A 19,805-nucleotide genomic window follows, 5' to 3' on the forward strand; every position below is an offset into this window, starting at 1 on the left:
CCCGATGCCCGGCCCCTCGACGGAGCTGGTGCAGCAGCTCTACCGCACCCCACCGGACCGGTTCGTGGCCGCCCGGGACGCCGCCGTGGCCGACGCCCGCCGAGCCGGCGACCCGAGCACCGCGCGACAGTTGGCCCGGCTCCGTCGCCCGACGGTGGCCGCCTGGCTGGTGAACCTGCTCGCCATCAGGCGCCCCGAGCTGGTCGCCGACCTGGTCGAGCTCGCCGACGAGCTGCGCACCGCCCAGCGGGAGCTGCGTGGCCCCCGGCTGCGGGAGTTGTCCGCGCAGCGTCGGGCGGTGGTCGGTGCCCTGGTTGCCGAGGTCCGCAAGCTCGCCGCGGCGGAGCCGGACGCGCCACCGGCGGGTCGACTGCCGCTGGCCGAGGTGGAGGCGACCCTCAACGCGGCGTTCTCCGACGCCGAGGTCGCCGAGCAGGTCCGGGCCGGCCGCCTGCTCCGGGCGGCCAGCTACGCGGGTTTCGGCGAGGTGCCCCGCCCACAACTGCGGCTGGTCACCGGCGACGACGAGGAGCCGGAGGAGGAGGAGCGCCCGGCCCGCCGACCCGGTGCGCAGCGGGCGCGCCCCGAGCCGGCGACCCGCACGGACCGGGCAGCACCGGGCACGGACCGGGCCGCCTCCCGCAAGGACCGGGCAGCGGCGCGTGCCGAGCAGGCCGAGCGGGCTGCGCAGCGGGCGGCCCGCGCCGAGCGGGCCCGGCAGCGCCGTGCCCTGGAACGGGAGCTGGCCCTGGCCCAGGCCGACCAGAAGCGCGTCGAGGCCGAGCTGACCGAGGCGGCCGGGCAGGAGCGGGACGGCGTTGCCGTACTCGACGGGATCGAGGCCGAGCTGGCCGAGCTGGAGCGGCGGCGGGCGGTCGCCGAGCAGGATCTCAGCCGCGCCAAGCTGGCTCGGCGAGCCGCGGAGCGGGCGGTCACCGTGGCTCGGCGGCGCGCGGGTGAGGTGGAGGGGGCCATCGAGGCGCTGGCGGCCGAAGAGGGGGATGCGGACGGGGGCGCTGGCGCGGCAGACTGACCATCGATGGACGACTACGGGTGTGCGGACCGTCCACGGCGGGTGACCCCGGATCGGGGAGTCGTCGTGGGCGACGGGTCGGGCTGGTCGACTGTGGCGCGCGAATGACACCGGAGCAGGCCGCCGCGGCCAGCAAGCCAGTCGTGCTCGATCTCGGCGACGCGTTCAGCCGGGACCCGGTCACGTTGCGCCGGGCCCGGTTGCTCGGCATCTCCGGCTGGGCCTTCTACATCGGTGGTCGGGCCGGTGCCCTCGGCGATGTGCGGGCCGAGACGGCCGCCGCCGCTCTCGGCTTCATCGCCCCGGACGCGGTCGCCGACGGCTGGGACGCCGCAGGCCGGGTCGTGCCCCCGTTCGAGGTGGCCGCCGCGAGCCTCGCCGAGTGCTGTCGGTGGGGGGCGCAGCAGCTCGGCGCTCTGCCCGGCACCGAACGTCTGGCGACCCTCGTGGAGCGGGCGGTGGTGGCCGCGGACGCCAGCGGGATGCCGCTCTTCGCCGCGTGGCGGGCCATGCCCCTGCCGGACCTCTCCGCGGGCGCCCGCACCGCAGCCGGGCTGCGGCTGCTCCGCGAACACTTCACCGGCGCCTACCTGTTGGCGGTGCGCGCCGCCGGGATGACCCCGCTGGAGTCCGTGCTGTCCGGGCCGGAGGGGGAGGCCGGGGCGGTGGCCTGCGGCTGGTCGCCTCCGTACCCGCCGATCGGGCCGCTGGTGCGTCGGCGACTCTGGGCGGAGGCCGTGACCAACAGACTGGCCGCGCCAGCGTTCACGGCCCTCGGCCCCGCCGACGGCAACGAGTTGGTCGAGTTGCTGCACCGCACCCGGGCCCACCTCGCCTGAGCCTCCCGCCGGCGAAAAATGGGCGGCGCCCGACGAGGTCGGCTGCCAGGATGTTCTGCCGTGACTCTTCCCGCTGGTTGGACAACGCGCAGGCCCACCCTCGACGACGTGCCCGCGATCCTGGCGGTGGTGCACGCCGCCGACACCTTCGCCATTGGCCATCCCGACTTCGATGCCGAGGACGTCGCCGCGTCACTGACCGCCCCCTACTTCGACCCGGCCCGGGATTCCTGGCTGGCGGTCGACCCGGAGGGCGATGTGGTCGGCTGGGCGACTGTGGACAACCCCACCGGGGTCGGCCGGGAGTTCGTGGAGATCTACGTCGACCCGGTACGCGCCGCGACCGTCCGGGCGCCGCTGCTGGCCCGACAGCTGGACCGGGTCGCCGAGCGCGCCGCCGAGCGGGAACTGCCGTCGCTCACCGTCCGTTGCGCGGTCTTCGCGCCGGAACGTGACTGGGAACGGAGCCTGCGCGAGGTCGGGTTCACCCTGGTCAAGAGGTACGTCCGGATGAGCGGGCCGCTGACCGACCTGCCCGAGCAGCCCGCCGGGCCGTCCGGTGTGACGGTGCGGCAGGTACGCCCCGACGACGAGGCCGACCTGCGGGAGTTCCACCGCATCACCGAGACCGCCTTCGCCGACACCGCCGATCACGAGCCGGTGTCGTACGAGCGGTGGCGGGCCCGGATCGGCGACCTGAACGCCTGGGACGAGTGGTTCGTCGCCGAGGTGGACGGGGTGCCGGTCGGCGCGTTGCAGTCCTCGGACCAGTCGCTCGACCAGCAGCAGGGCTGGGTGAAGAGCCTGTCGGTGCTGTCCGCGTACCGTCGCAGGGGTGTGGGTGCGGCGCTGCTGCGCTGCGCCTTCGCCCGCTACGCCGAGAAGGGACGGCAGTCCGTCGGACTGGGTGTGGACCTCACCAACCCGACCGCCCCGCTGTCGTTGTACGAGTCGGTGGGCCTGCGCGAAACCCTGTGGATCGACATGTACGAGCTTTCCGTCCCGGCCGCCGGTGTGTGATTGACGACCCCGGTCGGGCCCGATCGACGATCCGGTCGACGGCGGTAGCAGACTGGGAGCGTGCGATACGCGCTGCTACGCCGATGCGGTGCCGGTGGGGCGGGACCGCAGCTCGGTGACGTAGTCGTCCGGGGCGCCCGCCTTCTCGGCGGCGTTCGCGATCTCGGACAGATACCACGAGGTCGGAAGGCCGCCCTCGTACCCGTTGAAGACGTAGATCCACGCGGTCACGTCCCCGTCGAGGGTGGAGACCCGGACGTGCAGCTTGCGGTACGTGCCGGCGGTCACCCCCTCGAGCTCGTCGAGCTGACCCGCGTCGTAGGGGTGGATGTCGTAGAGCGCCACGAAGACCCGGTCACCGGGAGACTCGACCAGGGTGCTCACCGCGCCCTCCCAGCCGATCACGTCAGCCCCGGCGAAGGTCAGCCGCCAGCCTTCCAACCAGCCGGTGCCCACCATCGGCGAATGCGGACAGTAGGCGCGCATCCGGGCGGGATCGAGATTTGAGCCGTAGGCGGCGTGATGACGCACGGCGATGACGATAGCCCGGCGGACGGGTGGGGGAGAATACGACAGTGCGTGTCGAATGCGCTCAGGAGAAGAAAGTCACTGTGAGCATGGACGAAGGGCGAACGCTGTGAGCCAGATCGTGATCATCGGTGGGGGGCCTGCCGGGTACGAGGCGGCCCTGGTCGCCGCCCAGCTGGACGCCGATGTCACAGTGGTGGAGGCCGACGGTGCCGGTGGAGCATGTGTGCTCTCCGACTGTGTGCCGTCGAAGACCTTCATCGCCAGCTCGCAAGTGGTGACCGGTTACCGGGACACCGAGGAGTTCGGGGTGCACTCGGACGGCCTGGAGGCGGTCACCGTCGACGCCCGGGCGGTGCACGAACGCGTCAAGCGGCTGGCGTTGGCGCAGTCCGCCGACATCCACGCCAAGCTGCTCAAGGCGGGCGTCACCTTCGTGGCCGGCACCGCGCGGCTCGGCGAGGATTCCCTCGGGCACACCCACCGGGTCGTCGTCACCCCCGCCGACGGGGGCGCGGAATACTCCATCGCCGCGTCGACAGTGCTGGTGGCCACCGGCTCGACACCCCGCCAGTTGCCCACCGCCGTACCGGACGGTGAGCGCATCCTGACCTGGCGCCAGGTGTACGACCTGCCGGAGCTGCCCGAGCACCTGATCGTGGTCGGCTCCGGTGTGACCGGCGCGGAGTTCGCCAGCGCGTACCTGGCGATGGGGGTCCAGGTCACCCTGGTCTCCAGCCGGGACCGGGTGATGCCGCACGAGGACGCCGACGCCGCGTCCGCCATCGAGCGGGTGTTCCGCAACCGGGGCATGGAGATCCTCAACAACTCCCGGGCCGACGCGGTCCGGCGTACCGCCGACGGTGTCGAGGTGGAGCTCTCCGACGGCCGCAAGGTGACCGGTTCGCACGCGCTGATCACGGTCGGGTCGATCCCGAACACGGCCAACCTGGGCCTCGCCGAGTACGGAGTGGAGCTGGGCCGGGGCGGCTACGTGACAGTCGACAGGGCCTCCCGGACCAACGTGCCCGGCATCTACGCCGCCGGCGACTGCACGGGCGTGCTGTTGCTGGCCAGTGTCGCCGCCATGCAGGGCCGGATCGCCATGTGGCACGCGCTCGGCGAAGCCGTTCGCCCGCTGCGGCTGCGTACCGTCGCGGCGAACGTCTTCACCGACCCGGAGCTGGCGACCGTGGGTGTCTCGCAGGACGAGGTGGACGCGGGCAAGGTGCCGGCCCGGCAGGTGATGCTGCCGCTGTCCGGCAACGCCCGGGCCAAGATGGACGACCTCTCGGACGGGTTCGTGAAGCTGTTCTGCCGGCCGGCGAGTGGTCAGGTGATCGGCGGTGTGGTGGTCGCCCCGAAGGCCAGCGAGCTGATCCTGCCCATCACCATGGCGGTGGAGAACAACCTGACGGTCAACGAGCTGGCCCAGACCATCACCATCTACCCGAGCCTCTCCGGCTCGATCACCGAAGCAGCACGCCAGCTGATGCTCCACGAGCTGGAGTGACCCGCCGGGTCTGGGTTACCGCCACCGTGGCAAGGACGGCTACCTCGGCGAGGATGAGGAGGCGTTCGGCCAGGCCGATGAGCATTCGGTCGCCGGGGTAGGCGGACCAGATCATCGCCGCCGCCAAGGCGAGGCTGAGCAGGACGAGAGTTCGTAGCGTCCGGGCGGCGGGGGTCAGGGCCGGCCGGCGGGCGAGCAGCCAACCGCTGACCGGGAGTGCCAGGAAGGCGACGACCGAGGCGTACCGGTGCAGGTAGGCGGCGGTGGTCATGGCGGTGCCCGGCTCGTTGGTCGGCACCACGGCGGCCAGCAGCAGTCCACCCACCCATGCGCCGAGCAGCAGCTCGGCCGTTCGAGCCGAGCGCGATCGGGGTGGGTCGGCGCGGCGCAGCCCGTACAGCAGCGCCACAGTGGCGAGCGCGAGCACCACCATGGCGACGTCGATGACGCCGCCTCGGTCGGAGACCGCGAAGTCGCTGATGGTCAATGCCCACGGGTTGAGGTCGTCGTTGACTTCGAGGTGGCCGATCACGGTGAGCAGCGCCGCCAGGGCGATCCCGCCCAGGGCCAGCAGGCCGGTACTCCGGGTAACAGGCATGCCTCAGCCTGTCGCCGCGGGCACCCCAGCCGAATCCGGGACAGCCACCGAAATCGTCCCCCGGGACCACCCCTAGAGGCAACGGCGTCATTGGTCCCGTACGGCGGCAAGCTCCGAGCCCTGAGATGACCTACACCAGGTCAAGCGACGTTCAGGTGGATGTTCCCGATGCGGGCGACGATGTCGAGGTGACCGCCCAGGCCGGTGACGTAGGCGCGGAGGGTTTCCAGGCTGGTGTGCTCGCCATTCTCGATCTGGCTGATCCTCGCCTGGGACAACCCCGCCGCTTCAGCTAGTTGGGTTTGCGTCATCCCCAGCTGCTTGCGGATCTCTGCCAGCTGCGCGCCGCTGACCGATGCCAGCATCTGCTCACGCTGCTGAGCCCGCCGGGCAGCCCGGTCCGGATGTTCCCAGGACGGATCGAGCTCCCGGGCCTTCGCCTTGACGTCCCGCCAGTCAGCTCCACCGGTCATCTTTGCGTTTCCTTCAGGCTGGAGAGGTGCTCCTGGAAGCGGTCATCCGCCAACGGCACCGCCGTCTTGTACCACATGCAGTCGATATAAGCAGAGCTTATACCCGTTGGTCTGGCGACACTCAGTCGATGGGGACTTTGACGACTGCGGCGGCGGCGCGGGCGTGGCGAGCGCTGACCAGTGTCATCGCCCATCCGGCTGCGGCGAACCCGCCTGCGGCGGCGGTGGCGATGATGGCCAACCGCCAGGCCGACTCGGTGAGAGCGGTGCCGCCCAGGTGCCCGACCATCGCGCCGTAGGTGGCCCAACCCAGCGCGGCGACCGCCTCGTAGAGCACGAACAGGCGGTACGGGTAGCGGCTGCGCCCGGCCGAGAAGCAGGCCGCCATCCGGCCGCCGGGCACGAACCGGCAGAGCAGGATGACCAGCGGCCCGGGTTGTCGCAGCCCCTGGGTGACCCGACTGGCCACTCGGCGGGCGCGGCTCAGCTCGGCGTGCCGGGGTGGCCGCCGGTCCGGTGCGCTGCGCCCGAGCAGGTAGCAGGCCAGGTCGCCGGCGAACACGCCGAGCGCGCCGACGGCGATGGTGACCGGCAGGCTGAGCCCGCCGTAGACGGTGAGGGCGCCACTGGTGATCATGACGATCTGGGTGGGGATCACCGGCACGAAGGCGTCCGCGATCAGCAGAGCGAGCAGCACCAGGTACGCCCACGTCGGCGATGCGACGTCAGTCAGTAGTTCGGGCACGCCTGCCACCTCGCCGGATGCGGCCGATTGGGTGTCTTGAGCCTGACGGCGTGTCCGCCGTCACCGTGGACGGCCCTGGCCCGTCGTGACCGTCGACACGGCCAGGCCACCCAGGTACAACGAGGCGAACCGGCCCCGGGTGACGGGTCCGGTGGCCGTCCCAACCGTCTCGGAGCGGTCGGCGGATCGGCGTTCGTCGGCGTACCGTTGTCGGCGCGGCCACGCCCGTCGGGTCCCCCGTTCCTGACGTTTCGGGCCGCCAGGGCCGCCGGCGGGTCCCGCGCCGGCGGCCCACCCCCTGCCCGCTCTCCCACTGTCGTAATTCAGGTGCGTCCTCGACCGCCTGAGACGTAGCATCGCGGCATGCGCAGTGCGGTAGTGGTGACCACGACGCCGGGTGTCCCCGGCGCGCCGCTCTGACGTAACCACCGTCGACCAGGCCCCGGGGCGATCCGCCCCGGATGGCCGCGCGGCGTTCGGTGTCCAGGTCGCCTCCGGGTCGTACCCGATCCAGGAGCCCGACATGATCGACCACCGCAGGCTCGGCCGTGAGCTGGACCTCTTCGTCTCCGATCCGCTGGCCGGCGCCGGCCTGCCGATCTGGCTGCCGGCCGGCGCCGCCGCCCGGCACGCCGTCGAGGAGTACGTCCGGGAGTTGGAGCGTCGCTCCGGCCACCAGCACGTCTACTCGCCGCCGCTGGGCAAACGCGAACTCTTCGAACTCTCCGGGCACCTCGGCTACTTCGCCGACGACATGTTCCCGCCCATGCGGCTCAGCGCCGACGACGAGTTCGTGCTCCGACCGGCGCTCTGCCCGCACCACGCGCTGGTGTTCCGGGCTCGGGGCCGCTCCTACCGGGAGTTGCCGCTGCGGATCGCGGAGCTGGGCGGGATGTACCGCTCGGAGCGCTCCGGGGTGCTCGGTGGGCTGTCCCGGGTACGCGCCATCTCGCTCAACGACGCGCACACCTTCTGCGCGCCCGAACAGGTGGGCGCGGAGGTCGCGGAGATCCTCGGGCTGATCCGTGCCGCGCACGCCGCGCTCGGCGTCCGACCGGCCGGGTTCCGGCTGTCGTTGCGCGGACCGGGCGAGAAGTACGTCGGCGACGACGCGCAGTGGGCCCGTGCGGAGGACCTGCTCCGCGCCGCGCTGGCCGGGATGGCGTACGTCGAGGCGCCCGGGGAGGCTGCCTTCTACGGACCGAAGATCGACATTCAGATCGTGGACGCGGCCGGCCGGGAGTCGACCATCTCCACCATCCAACTCGACTTCGACAAACCCGAGCGGTTCGACCTGTCGTACACCGGTGCCGACGGCAACCGGCATCGGCCGGTCATGCTGCACCGCAGCCTGGTCGGCAGCATGGAGCGGCTGTTCGCGTACCTCATCGAGGTGCACGAGGGCGCCTTCCCGGCCTGGTACGCGCCCGTCCAGCTGGTGTTGCTGCCGGTCGACGACGGTCAGGCGGACGAGGCGGCGGACCTGGCCCGGCGGGCCGCCGACGCCGGCCTGCGGGTCGAGGTCGACGCCGCCGGCTCGCTGGGTGCCCGGATCCGGGACGCGGCCCGCCGCCGCGTCCCGTACCTCGGGGTGTTGGGCGCCCGGGAGGCCGCCGATGGTTCTCTCGCGCTGCGCCTGCGCGGCGGCCGTGCCCTGGACCCGATGCCCGCCGAAGCCGCGCTCGCCCTGATCGGCGGGCAGGTCGCCGCTCGCGCGACCGACCTGCTGCCGTCGGACTGACCCGCCCACCGATCGTCTCGCGCGCACGGCCGCCCGACCTCAGACCGACGCCGGTTGGGCGGCCGGTTCCTCGTCGACCACCGCACCGGTGAACTGGGAGCGGTAGAGCCGGTGGTACGCGCCCTTGGCGGCGAGCAACTGCTCGTGGGTGCCCTGTTCGACGATCCGGCCGTTCTCCATCATCAGGATCAGGTCGGCGTCTCGGATGGTGGAGAGCCGATGCGCGATGACGAAGCTGGTCCGGTCCGAACGCAGCGCGGCCATCGCCCGCTGGAGCAGCACCTCGGTGCGGGTGTCCACCGAGCTGGTGGCCTCGTCGAGGATCAGCAGGGACGGTTCGGCGAGGAACGCGCGGGCGATGGTGATGAGCTGCTTCTCGCCGGCGCTGACGTTGCTGCCTTCCTCGTCGATGACCGTGTCGTAGCCGTCGGGCAGGCTGCGCACGAACCGGTCCACGAAGGTGGCCCGGGCCGCCGCGAGGATCTGCTCCTCGGTGGCGTCCGGCCGCCCGTAGGCGATGTTGTCCCGGATGGTGCCGCCGAAGAGCCAGGTGTCCTGGAGCACCATGCCGATCCGGCCGCGCAGGTCGTCGCGGCGCATCGTCGTGATGTCCACCCCGTCGAGCGTGATCCGGCCGGCGTCCAGCTCGTAGAAGCGCATGACCAGGTTGACCAGCGTGGTCTTGCCGGCGCCGGTCGGGCCGACGATGGCCACCGTGTGCCCCGGCTCGGCGACCAGCGACAGGTCGTCGATCAGCGGCTTGTCCGCCTCGTAGCGGAACGAGACGTGCTCGAACTCGACCCGACCGTGCGGGTCAGCGACCCGGGCGGGTTCGACCGGGTCGGGCGTCTGCTCGTCGGCGTCGAGCACCGCGAACACCCGCTCGGCCGAGGCCACCCCGGACTGGAGCAGGTTGGCCATCGACGCGAGCTGGGTGAGCGGCTGGGTGAACTGGCGGGAGTACTGGATGAACGCCTGCACGTCGCCGAGGCTCATCGTCCCGGAGGCGACCCGCAGCCCGCCGACCACGGCGATCGCCACGTAGCTCAGGTTTCCGATGAACATCATCGACGGCATGATGATCCCGGAGACGAACTGCGCCCCGAAGCTGGCGCGGAACAACTCGTCGTTCTTCGCGTGGAACGCGGCCTCCACCTCACGCTGCCGGCCGAAGACCTTCACCAGCTCGTGACCGGTGTACGCCTCCTCGATCTGACCGTTCAGCTCACCGGTGTGCGTCCACTGGGCGATGAACTGCTTCTGCGAGCGCTTGGCGATGCGCTGGGTGACCAGCACCGACAGGGGCACCGCGACCAGGGCCACCAGGGCCAGCAGCGGCGAGATCCAGAACATCACGGCCAGCACGCCGACCACGGTCAGCAGCGAGGTGAGCAGCTGGCTGAGGGTCTGCTGGAGGCTGGTGGAGATGTTGTCGATGTCGTTGGTGACCCGGCTCAGCAGCTCGCCGCGCGGCTGCCGGTCGAAGTAGGGCAGCGGCAGCCGGTTGAGCTTCTCCTCCACCTCGGCGCGCAGCCGCAGGACGGTGCGCTGGACCACTCCATTGAGCAGCCAGCCCTGCCACCAGGAGAGCAGGCTCGCGGCCAGGTACAGCCCGAGGGCCAGCAGCAGCACCCGCTTCAGCGCGTTGAAGTCGATGCCTGTCCCGGGCACCACGTCCATCCGGGCCAGCATGTCGGCGAAGCTGTCGTTGCCGCTGGCCCGGGCCGCGGCGACGGCCTGGTCGGCGGTGGTGCCGGCGGGCAGTTGCCGGCCGATCACCCCCGTGAAGATCAGGTCGGTGGCGTGGCCGAGGATCTTCGGCCCGGCGACGCTGAACCCGACGCTCACCACCGCGAGCGTGATGATCGCGGCCAGGTGCAGCCGGTGTGAGCGCAGGCGGCCGAGCAACCGGCGGGCCGAGGGCCCGAAGTTCATCGACTTCTCGGCGGGCATCCCGGCGCTCATCCATCCCGGGCCACCGCGGTGACCGCCGGGTGGCAGCCGCTTCGGCGTCGCCGCGCCACCGCCGGTCTCCGGCGCGGTTTCCCCGCCGGGTTGCTGCGCGGGTCCCCCGCCGGGTTGCTGCGCGGTCTCATCCGGTGTCCGTCCGTCGCCGGCCGGCTTCTGACTGGGTACGGCCGGGGTACGCGTGTTGTCGGGCTCGCTCATGCCGCCACCTCCGCCGTCTGCTGGGAGGCCACGATCTCGGCGTACGTCGGGCAGGTCTCCAACAACTCGGTGTGTCGTCCCACTCCGACGACCCCTCCGTCCTCAAGAACGATGATCTGGTCGGCGTCGATGATCGTGGAGACCCGTTGGGCGACGATCACGACTGCGGACTGCGCGGTGACCGGCCGCAGTGCCGCTCTCAGCCGCGCGTCGGTGCCCAGGTCGAGCGCGGAGAACGAGTCGTCGAAGAGGTAGATCTCCGGTTGCCGGACCAGCGCCCGCGCGATGGCCAGGCGCTGCCGCTGTCCACCGGAGACGGTGGTGCCGCCCTGGGCGATCGGTGCTTCCAGACCGCCCGGCATCTGGGCCACGAAGTCCCGGGCCTGGGCGATCTCCAACGCCGTCCACAGTTCCTCGTCGGTGGCGTCGGGGTTGCCGTACCGCAGGTTGCTGCCGACCGTCCCGGTGAACAGGTACGGCCGCTGCGGCACCAGGCCGATGCGCCGCCACAGCTCGTCCGGTGCCAACTCCCGCACGTCCACCCCGTCGACCAGCACCGCGCCCCCGGTGACGTCGACCAGACGGGGAATCAACGACAGCAGCGTCGTCTTGCCGGCGCCGGTGCTGCCGATGATCGCCGTGGTGGTGCCCGGGGTGGCCCGGAAGGAGATGTCCCGAAGCACCGGGTCGACCGCGCCCGGATATTGGAAGCGCACCCCGCGCATCTCCAACTCGGCCCGGGTGGGCAGGTCGGTGACCGGCTCGGCGGCGGGGACCACCGAGGAGTCGGTGTCCAGCACCTCGGTGATCCGCTCGGCGCAGACCGCGGCCCGGGGCACCATCATCAGCATGAAGGTGGCCATCATCACGGCCATCAGGATCTGCATCAGGTATTGCAGGAACGCGGTGAGCGCGCCGACCTGGATGGCGCCGGAGTCCACGCGCTGTGCGCCGAACCAGAGCACCGCCACGCTGGAAACGTTCAGCACCAGCATGACCACCGGGAAGATCAACGCCATCAGCCGGCCGGTCCGCAGCGCGGTGGCGGTCAGGTCGGCGTTGGCGACGCCGAAGCGGTCCGTCTCGTACGGCTCGCGGACGAACGCGCGGACCACCCGGATGCCGGTGATCTGCTCGCGCAGCACCCGGTTGACCGTGTCGATCCGGGTCTGCATGAGCCGGAAGCCCGGCACCATCCGGCGGATGATCGCGCCGAGCGTGATGGCCAGCACCGGCACGCTGACCAGCATCAGCCAGGACAGCCCGATGTCCTCGCGCAGCGCCATGAACACACCGCCGACACTCATGATCGGCGCCGCGACGAGCATCGTGCAGCTCATCAGCACGAGCATCTGCACCTGTTGCACGTCGTTGGTGTTGCGGGTGATCAGCGACGGCGCACCGAACCGGGCCACCTCGCGGGCGGAGAAGCGGTTGACGTGCCCGAACAGCCTGGCGCGTACGTCCCGGCCGAAGCCCATCGCGACCCGTGCGCCGAGGTAGACCGCGGCGATCGAGCAGACGATCTGGATCAGGCTGACCAGCAGCATCCACCCGCCGGTGCGCACGATGTAGTCGGTGTCGCCGCGCGCCACGCCCTGGTCGATGATGTCGGCGTTGAGGCTGGGCAGGTAGAGCGAGGCCATGGTGCCCACGAACTGGAGCAGCACCACCGCCAGCAACGGTCGTTGGTAGGTGCGCAGTTGGCTGCGCAACAGTCGGATCAGCACGCCGGATCCTTCGGTTCGGTAGGGCGTCCGGTCATCCGCGGGTCGTCCCCGCTGCCGATGACCTCCAACAGGAACTCGCGGATCACCTGGGCCTTCACCGGGTCGGCGTCGACCGAGGTGAGCGGGCGTCCGGAGTGCATCAGTGCGCTGAGCGCGGACACTCGCTCCCGCCCGGCGGGGGTGAGGGCGAGTCGGACGCTGCGTCGGTCGCTGTCGTCGCGTTGCCGCTCGACGAGCCCTTCCCGGGCCAGCGTGTCCACGATGCCGGTGAGGGTCGCCGGGCGTACGAAGCCTTTCTCGGCGACCTCCCGGTGGGGCAGCTCGCCGTGTCGGGCGAGTGTCATCAGGGTGACCATGCCGGCCTGGGTGAGGCCGTGCTCCTCGGCGAGGTAGCGGTTCCACCGCTGCCCGACCAGGTGCCCGGCCACCACCAGCAGTCGGCCGAGCGGCACGTCCTGGAGGGTCACGAGTTCCACGACGGGTAGATTAGCTCCCTGATAGTCAGGGGCCAAACGAAATTGCCGCAGCAGTGGTGACGAACACGATCTGCAGGACCGTGCGCTGTGCGAGCGGGGTGACGGGACGCCCGGCGAGGGTGAGCCTCCGGCGGGCGGCCGAGACGTTGGCCGGGAACATCGCCAGCATGAGCAGGGCGAGCCCGGCCGCCGCCACCCGGGCGGTCGCCGGGATCAGCAGGCCGACCGCGCCGACCAGCTCCAGCACGCCGGTGAGCGTGACCAGCAGATCCGGGCGGGGCAGCTGCGGCGGGACCATCGCGATCAGGTCCGCTCGGCGCTGACCGACGAAGTGCGCGACGGCGGTCAGCGCGAACATCACGGCCAGCCCGACCCGTAGTGCGGGATGCCAACCATCCAGTGCGGAGACGCCGGCCAGGTCGGCGAGTCGGGCCAGCGCGGTGCCGACGACCAGAGCGATCAGGGGTGCCATCGAAAACCTCCTTGGTGAAACTTGTCAGTGACAAGATTGCGCGTCAGAGGAGCATCTTGTCAATGACAAGATAGGATTGGGGCATGACCGAGACGCGTGCGTACCATCACGGCGACCTGCGCCGCGCCCTGCTCGCCGCAGCTCTGGAGGCCATCGGGGAGGTCGGGCCCGCCGCGCTGAGTCTGCGCGACCTCGCCCGTCGGGCCGGTGTCTCGCACGCCGCGCCCGCGCACCACTTCGGCGACAAGGCGGGCCTGCTCACCGCGCTTGCCGCCCAGGGCTTCGACCTGCTGGCACAGAAGCTCATCGACGCGGACGACGTGCTGGAGGCCGGCGTCGCGTACGTCGATTTCGCCGTCACGCACCGCGCGTACTTCGAGGTGATGTTCCGGCCCGAGTTCTACCGGGCCGACGACGCCGAGCTGATCGCGGCCCGGGAGCGCTCCGGCGCTGCGCTCCGTTCCGGGGTGGCCACCCTGCCCACCGGTGGCGCGCCCGGTGACACCGACCGGGACGCGCTCGCCGCCTGGTCGATCGCGCACGGCTTCGCCACCCTCTGGCTTGCCGGCGCGCTGCCCGAGCGGGTGGGCGACAATCCCCGCAAGGCAGCCCGCGAAGTCCTCCGCCGCCTGGCCGCGTAAGGGCGCGGTGCCCCCGCCGGCCTCGGCCTTTCCCGGTCGATCATGAAGTTATTGCCATGACACGCCGATGTGAGAGGCAATAACTTCATGATCAACGAGGGTGGGGTGGTGGGGTTACCAGCTTGTGGGGAGGGGCATTCCTTCGGTGAAGCCGGCGGCGCTCTGCACGCCGACGATCGCCCGGTCGTGGAACTGCGTCAGGTCCCGTGCGCCGGCGTACGTGAACGCGCTGCGTACCCCGGCGATGATCTCGTCGATCAGGTCCTCGACGCCGGGTCGCGCCGGGTCCAGGTGCATCCGGGCCGAGGAGATGCCCTCCTCGAACACCGCCTTGCGGGCCCGGTCGTACGGGCTGTCGTCGGCGGTACGGGCACTGACCGCCCGGGCCGAGGCCATCCCGAAGCTCTCCTTGTACCGCCGGCCGTCCGCGTCGGTGTACAGGTCACCGGGGGACTCGTAGGTGCCGGCGAACCAGGAGCCGATCATCACGTTCGACGCCCCGGCGGCGAGCGCGAGCGCCACGTCCCGTGGGTGGCGCACCCCGCCGTCGGCCCAGACGTGCCGGCCCAACTCGCGGGCGGCGGCGGCGCAGTCGAGCACGGCGGAGAACTGGGGCCGACCCACGCCGGTCATCATCCGGGTGGTGCACATGGCACCCGGCCCGACGCCGACCTTGATGATGTCCGCCCCGGCCTCGACCAGGTCGCGTACCCCCTCGGCGGTCACCACGTTGCCAGCCGCCACCGGCACCCCCGGGTCCAACTTGCGGACCGCCTGAAGCGCCGAGATCATCCGCGCCTGGTGGCCGTGCGCGGTGTCCACGACCAGCGTGTCCACCCCCGCCTCCAGCAGCGCGGCGGCCTTGCCGGTCACGTCACCGTTGATGCCGACCGCCGCGGCGATGCGAAGCCGACCGCGGTCGTCCACGGCCGGCGTGTAGAGGGTCGCGCGCAGCGCGCCCTGCCGGGTCAGCACCCCGACCAGCCGCCCCTCGGCGTCCACCACCGGAGCGAGCCGGCGACGGCCCGCCGAGAGCAGGTCGAAACCGGTACGCGGGTCCGCGTCCGCCGGCACCGTGTGCAGCTCGGTGGACATCACGTGCCGCAGCTGAGCGAACCGGTCCACGCCCGTGGTGTCCGCCTCGGTCACCACGCCCATCGGCCGGCCGGCGTCGTCGACCACGATCACCGCGCCGTGCGAACGCTTTGGCAGCAGGTGGATGGCGTCGCCCACGGTCTCGGTGGGCCCCAGGGTGATCGGCGTGTCGTAGACCAGGTGCCGCTGCTTGACCCAGGCGACGACATTCGCCACCACCTCGATCGGGATGTCCTGCGGGATCACCGCGATCGCGCCCCGGCGGGCCACCGTCTCCGCCATCCGCCGGCCGGCGACCGCCGTCATGTTCGACACGACCAGCGGGATGGTGGTGCCGGTGCCGTCGCTGGTGGAAAGGTCGACGTCGAGCCGGGAGCCCAGGTCGGAGCGGGCCGGCGCCATGAAGACGTCGGTATAGGTCAGGTCGTGCGCGGGAGCCGCGCCGTGTAGGAACCGCACTCGGCCCATCATCCCCGCTCGTTGAGCGTCCCGCCGCCGGTGGTCGTGGAAAACACTCCCGTCGACGCCGCGTCAGAGCTGGTCAGCCCACCAGGAGCGCCACGGCGAGCCCGGCCATCACGACGGCGATGACCGCGTCCAGCACCCGCCAGGCGCCGGCACGGGCGAGCAGCGGCGCGAGGCGCTGCGCGCCGACGCCGAGGGCGGTGAACCAGACCCCGCTGGCCAGGGCGGCTCCGGCGCCGAACACCCACCGGTGCGGGTGCTGCTGGGCCACCCCGCCGAGCAGCAGCACGGTGTCCAGGTAGACGTGGGGGTTCAGGTAGGTGAAGGCGGCGCAGGCGAGCAGGGTCGCCCCCAGCGTGGCCGGCGGACGCTCGGTGGGCAACAGGGCGCCGGGACGCAGCGCGCGGCGGGCGGCGAGCAGCGCGTAGCAGAGGAGGAACGCCGCGCCGCCCCACCGGATCGCCGCCAGGAGGCCCGGCCGACCCGTCACCAGCGTGCCAACCCCGGCCACGCCCGCCATGATCAGCAGCGCGTCCGACGCGGCGCAGGTCAGCACCACGGGTACGACATGCTCGCGGCGCAGGCCCTGACGCAGGACGAAGGCGTTCTGGGCGCCGATGGCGACGATGAGGGCGATGGAGATCGAGAAGCCGGCGACGGCGGAGGTGAGCACGGGTCGACGCTAGGGCTCTCGACGTCCACCAGTCCAACTAAAGATTCTGAGGCAACTTAAGCTCTGCTTATGAACGGTCTCGACTCGGCGCAGCTGCGCACGCTCGCCGCGGTGGTGTCGGAGGGCAGCTTCGACGCGGCGGCCCGGCTGCTGCACGTCACGCCGTCGGCGGTGAGTCAACGGATCAAGGCACTGGAGGAGACCGTCGGCCAGGTGCTGGTCCGCCGGGCCCGACCGTGTGTGGCGACCGACGCCGGCCGCCCACTGCTGCGCCTGGCCGGCCAGCTCACGCTGCTCGAACGGGAGGCACTGGCCGACGCCCGCGGCCCGCTGGCCGGTGGTGGCCGCGTCCGGGTCGCCGTGGTGGTCAACGCGGACTCACTGGCCACCTGGTTCCCCGCCGCGCTGGCCAGGTTGCCGCAGGAGGCCGGGCTCTCCTTCGACCTGCGGCAGGACGACCAGGACCACACCGCCGAGCTGCTCCGGGACGGTTCGGTGACGGCGGCGGTCACCGCCCAGCGGGAGGCCGTGCAGGGCTGTCGTGTGCTGCGGCTCGGGGCCATGCGCTACCGCGCGCTGGCCACCCCGGAGTTCGCGTCGTCCCACTTCGCCGGGGGTTTAACCGCGTCCGCGCTGGCGGTCACGCCGCTGATCGTCTTCGACCGGAAGGACCGGGTGCAGCACCGCTTCATCCGTGCGGTGGCGGGCCGACCGCTCGACCCGCCGGTGCACTACGTGCCGTCGGTGCCGGCCATCAGCGAGGCCCTCCGGCTCGGGTTGGGCTGGAGTCTGGTGCCGGAGCAGATCGCCGAGGCCGACCTGGCCGCCGGTCGCTGCGTCGACCTCGTGCCGGGCCGACACCTGGACGTCCCGCTCCACTGGCAGCACTGGCGACTGGAGTCGGACGTGCTGAACGCCCTGACCGCCGCCGTCCGCGCGGTCGCTGCCGAGAGCCTGCGCTGACCGCCGGCCCCGTCTCACCCGCTACGTCGGGGCCGATCGCCCGCCGCAGCCGTCAGGGGCCTTCCGGGCAGTCGCTCAGGCGATGGTGCAGATGGGAGCGCCGGCGGTGATCACGGCGCCGACCTCGGCGCTGAGACCGCTGACCGTACCCGCCTTGTGGGCGTGCAACGGCTGCTCCATCTTCATCGCCTCCAACACCACCACCAGGTCGCCCTCGGCCACGGTGTCGCCGTCCGCCACTGCGATCTTGACGATGGTGCCCTGCATCGGTGAAGCGAGAGTGTCGCCGCCGACCGGAGCGCCGGCCTTGGCACCGCCGCCGCGCCGGCCCGCCTTGCGGGAGGCGGGTGCCGCGGTGGTCGTACTCCCGCCGAAGCTGGCGGGGAGGCTGACCTCGAGACGCTTGCCACCCACCTCGACCACGACGGTCGCGCGTTCGGCCGGCGCCTCGGCGGCGCCGGCGGCGGCGGTGAACGGCGGCACGGTGTTGTGGAACTCCGTCTCGATCCACCGGGTGTGCACGCTGAACGGCTCGGCGGTGAACGCCTCGTCCCGCACGACCAGTCGGTGGAACGGCAGCGCGGTGGCCATGCCGTCGAGGACCATCTCGTCCAGCGCGCGACGGGCGCGCTCCAGCGCCTCGGTCCGCGTCTCACCGGTGATGATCACCTTGGCGAGCAGCGAGTCGAAGTTGCCGCCGATCACGTCGCCGGCCGAGATGCCGGTGTCGACCCGCACGCCCGGGCCGGTGGGCAGCCGCAGTGCGGTGACCGTGCCCGGGGCCGGCAGGAAGTTGCGGCCCGGGTCCTCGCCGTTGATCCGGAACTCGATGGAGTGCCCACGCGGCGTCGGGTCCTCGGTGATCCGCAGCTTCTCACCGTCGGCGATCCGGAACTGCTCGCGGACCAGGTCGATGCCGGCGGTCTCCTCGGTGACCGGGTGCTCGACCTGGAGTCGGGTGTTGACCTCCAGGAACGAGATGGTGCCGTCCACGCCGACCAGGTATTCGACAGTGCCGGCGCCGTGGTAACCGGCTTCGCGGCAGATCGCCTTGGCGCTGTCGTGGATCTGGGCCCGCTGGGCGTCGCTGAGGAACGGCGCGGGAGCCTCCTCCACGAGCTTCTGGTGCCGACGCTGCAACGAGCAGTCCCGGGTGCCGACCACGATCACGTTGCCGTGCTGGTCGGCGAGGACCTGCGCCTCGACGTGCCGGGGCTTGTCCAGGTAACGCTCGACGAAGCACTCGCCCCGGCCGAACGCCGCGACCGCCTCCCGGGTGGCCGACTCGAAGAGCTGCGGGATCTCCTCCATCGTCCGGGCGACCTTGAGGCCGCGTCCGCCACCACCGAAGGCGGCCTTGATGGCGACCGGCAGGCCGTGGTCGACGGCGAACGCCATCACCTCGTCCGGGTTGGCCACCGGGTCCGGGGTGCCCGGCACCAGCGGAGCGCCGGCGCGCTGGGCGATGTGCCGCGCGGTCACCTTGTCACCCAGGTCGCGGATCGCCTGCGGGGTGGGACCGATCCAGGTCAGCCCGGCGTCGATGACAGCCTGGGCGAAGTCGGCGTTCTCGGAGAGGAAGCCGTAGCCGGGGTGCACGGCGTCGGCGCCGGACCGGGCGGCGACGTCGAGCAGTTTGTCGATGCGCAGGTACGTCTCGGTCGCGCTGTCGCCGCCGAGCGCGTACGCCTCGTCCGCGAGGGTGGCGTGCAGGGCGTCACGGTCGGAGTCCGCGTACACGGCGACGCTGTCCAGACCGGCGTCGCGGCACGCACGAATCACCCGGACGGCGATCTCGCCGCGGTTGGCGATGAGTACCTTGCGCACCTTCGTGGCTCCTCCCGGGCAGGTTACTGACGGGGAGTGTATCGGCCACCCTGCCGGCCCTAACGATCGCTCAGTGTGGGATGCCGCACTGTGCCGCAACACTCTAGTCAAACTTGTCTATTACGCTTGTGTGGTGTCTTCGACTCGATTGATGATCCTCGGTCTGGTGCGGTGGATGCAGCCCGTGCACGGCTACGACGTGCGCCGTGAGCTGCTGAGCTGGGGTGCCGACAAGTGGGCGAACGTGCAGCCCGGCTCGATCTATCACGCCCTGCGCAAGCTCAGCGAGGAAGGGCTGCTCAGGGCCGTTGCCACCGAGCAGGTCGGTGCCCGTCCGGCGCGGACCACGTACGAGGTGACGTCGACGGGGGAGGACGAGTTCCAGACGTTGCTGCGCGGCTTCTGGTGGGGGCTGTCCGAGCCGTTGGACCCGTTCTCCGCGGCGTTCGGCTTCCTGCCGGCGCTGCCCCGCTCCGAGGCGGCGGCGGCCCTACGGAACCGGGCCAACCTGCTGCGCGCCAGCGTCGCCTCGATGCGTGCCTCGTTGGAGTCCGACTGGATGCGCAAGAGCAAGCCGGTGCACGTCGGTTGGTTGTTCGAACTCTGGTCGGAGCGGGCGGAGGCTGAGCTGGGCTGGTGCGAGCGGATCGCGGAACGGATCGAATCCGGTGTGTCGTACCTGCCTGCTGAGCTGGAGAACGCCGAAGGTTGGTCGGGTTGGGGGAACGACGGGGACCCGCCGGGCTCCAACGCGAAATAATCAACGTTGACCATAGAAGCTATATCGCGTTAGCCTGCTGACGG

19 protein-coding genes are annotated in these 19,805 nt (G+C 71.5%); 8 read left to right on the forward strand and 11 right to left on the reverse strand.

Features of this window, described 5'->3' with window-relative positions:
* Positions 1-4 precede the first annotated feature (4 nt).
* From AC3CF1_RS23460 to AC3CF1_RS23470, 3 genes are all read left to right on the forward strand, one after another.
* Positions 5-1,033 (forward strand): hypothetical protein, encoded by a 1,029-nt coding sequence (locus tag AC3CF1_RS23460; protein WP_488451266.1) that lies wholly within the window; start codon positions 5-7, stop codon positions 1,031-1,033.
* Between the two features lie 104 nt (positions 1,034-1,137).
* Positions 1,138-1,872, forward strand: a complete 735-nt coding sequence (locus tag AC3CF1_RS23465; RefSeq protein WP_488451267.1) for an SCO6745 family protein — start codon at positions 1,138-1,140, stop codon at positions 1,870-1,872.
* Between the two features lie 108 nt (positions 1,873-1,980).
* Positions 1,981-2,892, forward strand: a complete 912-nt coding sequence (locus tag AC3CF1_RS23470; protein ID WP_354983440.1) for a GNAT family N-acetyltransferase — start codon at positions 1,981-1,983, stop codon at positions 2,890-2,892.
* A 75-nt stretch (positions 2,893-2,967) separates the two neighbouring features.
* On the opposite strand, the gene AC3CF1_RS23475 is transcribed toward AC3CF1_RS23470, so the two are convergent.
* Positions 2,968-3,423, reverse strand: a complete 456-nt coding sequence (locus AC3CF1_RS23475) for a gamma-glutamylcyclotransferase family protein (protein ID WP_088946172.1) — start codon at positions 3,421-3,423, stop codon at positions 2,968-2,970.
* A gap of 106 nt (positions 3,424-3,529) precedes the next feature.
* Between AC3CF1_RS23475 and AC3CF1_RS23480 the strand changes: the two genes are divergently transcribed.
* Positions 3,530-4,933 (forward strand): NAD(P)H-quinone dehydrogenase, encoded by a 1,404-nt coding sequence (locus tag AC3CF1_RS23480; protein ID WP_354983441.1) that lies wholly within the window; start codon positions 3,530-3,532, stop codon positions 4,931-4,933.
* On the opposite strand, the gene AC3CF1_RS23485 is transcribed toward AC3CF1_RS23480, so the two are convergent.
* The 3 genes from AC3CF1_RS23485 to AC3CF1_RS23495 form a co-directional block, all read right to left on the reverse strand.
* On the reverse strand, positions 4,890-5,531 hold the full coding sequence (locus AC3CF1_RS23485) for a DUF998 domain-containing protein (RefSeq protein WP_354983442.1): 642 nt from the start codon (positions 5,529-5,531) through the stop codon (positions 4,890-4,892). The genes AC3CF1_RS23480 and AC3CF1_RS23485 overlap by 44 nt on opposite strands.
* A 140-nt stretch (positions 5,532-5,671) precedes the next feature.
* Positions 5,672-6,004: a helix-turn-helix domain-containing protein gene (locus AC3CF1_RS23490; RefSeq protein WP_141907871.1), complete on the reverse strand. Its 333-nt coding sequence runs from the start codon at positions 6,002-6,004 to the stop codon at positions 5,672-5,674.
* Positions 6,005-6,125: 121 nt separating this feature from the next.
* Complete coding sequence (locus AC3CF1_RS23495; protein WP_088946175.1) at positions 6,126-6,749, reverse strand: DedA family protein; 624 nt, start codon at positions 6,747-6,749, stop codon at positions 6,126-6,128.
* A gap of 523 nt (positions 6,750-7,272) precedes the next feature.
* Here AC3CF1_RS23495 and thrS point away from each other — a divergent pair.
* Entirely contained in the window at positions 7,273-8,490 is a 1,218-nt protein-coding gene (gene thrS / locus AC3CF1_RS23500; protein ID WP_488451268.1) for a threonine--tRNA ligase, read from the forward strand.
* Between the two features lie 39 nt (positions 8,491-8,529).
* Here the strand turns inward: thrS and AC3CF1_RS23505 are convergent, their stop codons facing one another.
* From AC3CF1_RS23505 to AC3CF1_RS23520, 4 genes are all read right to left on the reverse strand, one after another.
* Positions 8,530-10,455, reverse strand: coding sequence for an ABC transporter ATP-binding protein (locus AC3CF1_RS23505; RefSeq protein ID WP_488452122.1), 1,926 nt, complete (start codon positions 10,453-10,455; stop codon positions 8,530-8,532).
* Positions 10,456-10,655: 200 nt separating this feature from the next.
* The gene (locus AC3CF1_RS23510) at positions 10,656-12,389 is read right to left on the reverse strand and encodes an ABC transporter ATP-binding protein (RefSeq protein WP_488451269.1); all 1,734 of its coding nucleotides are present in this window, start codon (positions 12,387-12,389) and stop codon (positions 10,656-10,658) included.
* Positions 12,383-12,865: a MarR family winged helix-turn-helix transcriptional regulator gene (locus AC3CF1_RS23515; protein ID WP_088946177.1), complete on the reverse strand. Its 483-nt coding sequence runs from the start codon at positions 12,863-12,865 to the stop codon at positions 12,383-12,385. The genes AC3CF1_RS23510 and AC3CF1_RS23515 overlap by 7 nt, the downstream gene beginning before the upstream one ends.
* Before the next feature lie 25 nt (positions 12,866-12,890).
* Positions 12,891-13,337, reverse strand: a complete 447-nt coding sequence (locus AC3CF1_RS23520) for a DoxX family protein (RefSeq protein ID WP_488451270.1) — start codon at positions 13,335-13,337, stop codon at positions 12,891-12,893.
* 83 nt (positions 13,338-13,420) lie between these two features.
* Between AC3CF1_RS23520 and AC3CF1_RS23525 the strand changes: the two genes are divergently transcribed.
* Positions 13,421-13,978, forward strand: a complete 558-nt coding sequence (locus AC3CF1_RS23525) for a TetR/AcrR family transcriptional regulator (protein WP_488451271.1) — start codon at positions 13,421-13,423, stop codon at positions 13,976-13,978.
* A 114-nt stretch (positions 13,979-14,092) separates the two neighbouring features.
* On the opposite strand, the gene AC3CF1_RS23530 is transcribed toward AC3CF1_RS23525, so the two are convergent.
* Together AC3CF1_RS23530 and AC3CF1_RS23535 are read right to left on the reverse strand one after the other, a co-directional pair.
* The gene (locus AC3CF1_RS23530) at positions 14,093-15,532 is read right to left on the reverse strand and encodes a GuaB1 family IMP dehydrogenase-related protein (protein ID WP_099850479.1); all 1,440 of its coding nucleotides are present in this window, start codon (positions 15,530-15,532) and stop codon (positions 14,093-14,095) included.
* Positions 15,533-15,614: 82 nt separating this feature from the next.
* Complete coding sequence (locus AC3CF1_RS23535) at positions 15,615-16,211, reverse strand: LysE/ArgO family amino acid transporter (protein WP_099850481.1); 597 nt, start codon at positions 16,209-16,211, stop codon at positions 15,615-15,617.
* Between the two features lie 69 nt (positions 16,212-16,280).
* Here AC3CF1_RS23535 and AC3CF1_RS23540 point away from each other — a divergent pair, with 69 nt between their 5' ends.
* Positions 16,281-17,174 (forward strand): LysR family transcriptional regulator ArgP, encoded by an 894-nt coding sequence (locus tag AC3CF1_RS23540; protein ID WP_354983447.1) that lies wholly within the window; start codon positions 16,281-16,283, stop codon positions 17,172-17,174.
* A 75-nt stretch (positions 17,175-17,249) separates the two neighbouring features.
* Here the strand turns inward: AC3CF1_RS23540 and AC3CF1_RS23545 are convergent, their stop codons facing one another.
* The gene (locus AC3CF1_RS23545; protein ID WP_210793275.1) at positions 17,250-19,001 is read right to left on the reverse strand and encodes an acetyl/propionyl/methylcrotonyl-CoA carboxylase subunit alpha; all 1,752 of its coding nucleotides are present in this window, start codon (positions 18,999-19,001) and stop codon (positions 17,250-17,252) included.
* Between the two features lie 148 nt (positions 19,002-19,149).
* On the opposite strand from AC3CF1_RS23545, the gene AC3CF1_RS23550 reads away from it, so the two are divergent.
* Positions 19,150-19,761 (forward strand): PadR family transcriptional regulator, encoded by a 612-nt coding sequence (locus tag AC3CF1_RS23550; RefSeq protein WP_354983507.1) that lies wholly within the window; start codon positions 19,150-19,152, stop codon positions 19,759-19,761.
* Positions 19,762-19,805: the final 44 nt, after the last annotated feature.

It is taken from the genome of Micromonospora sp. MGP-C2, from assembly GCF_057766525.1.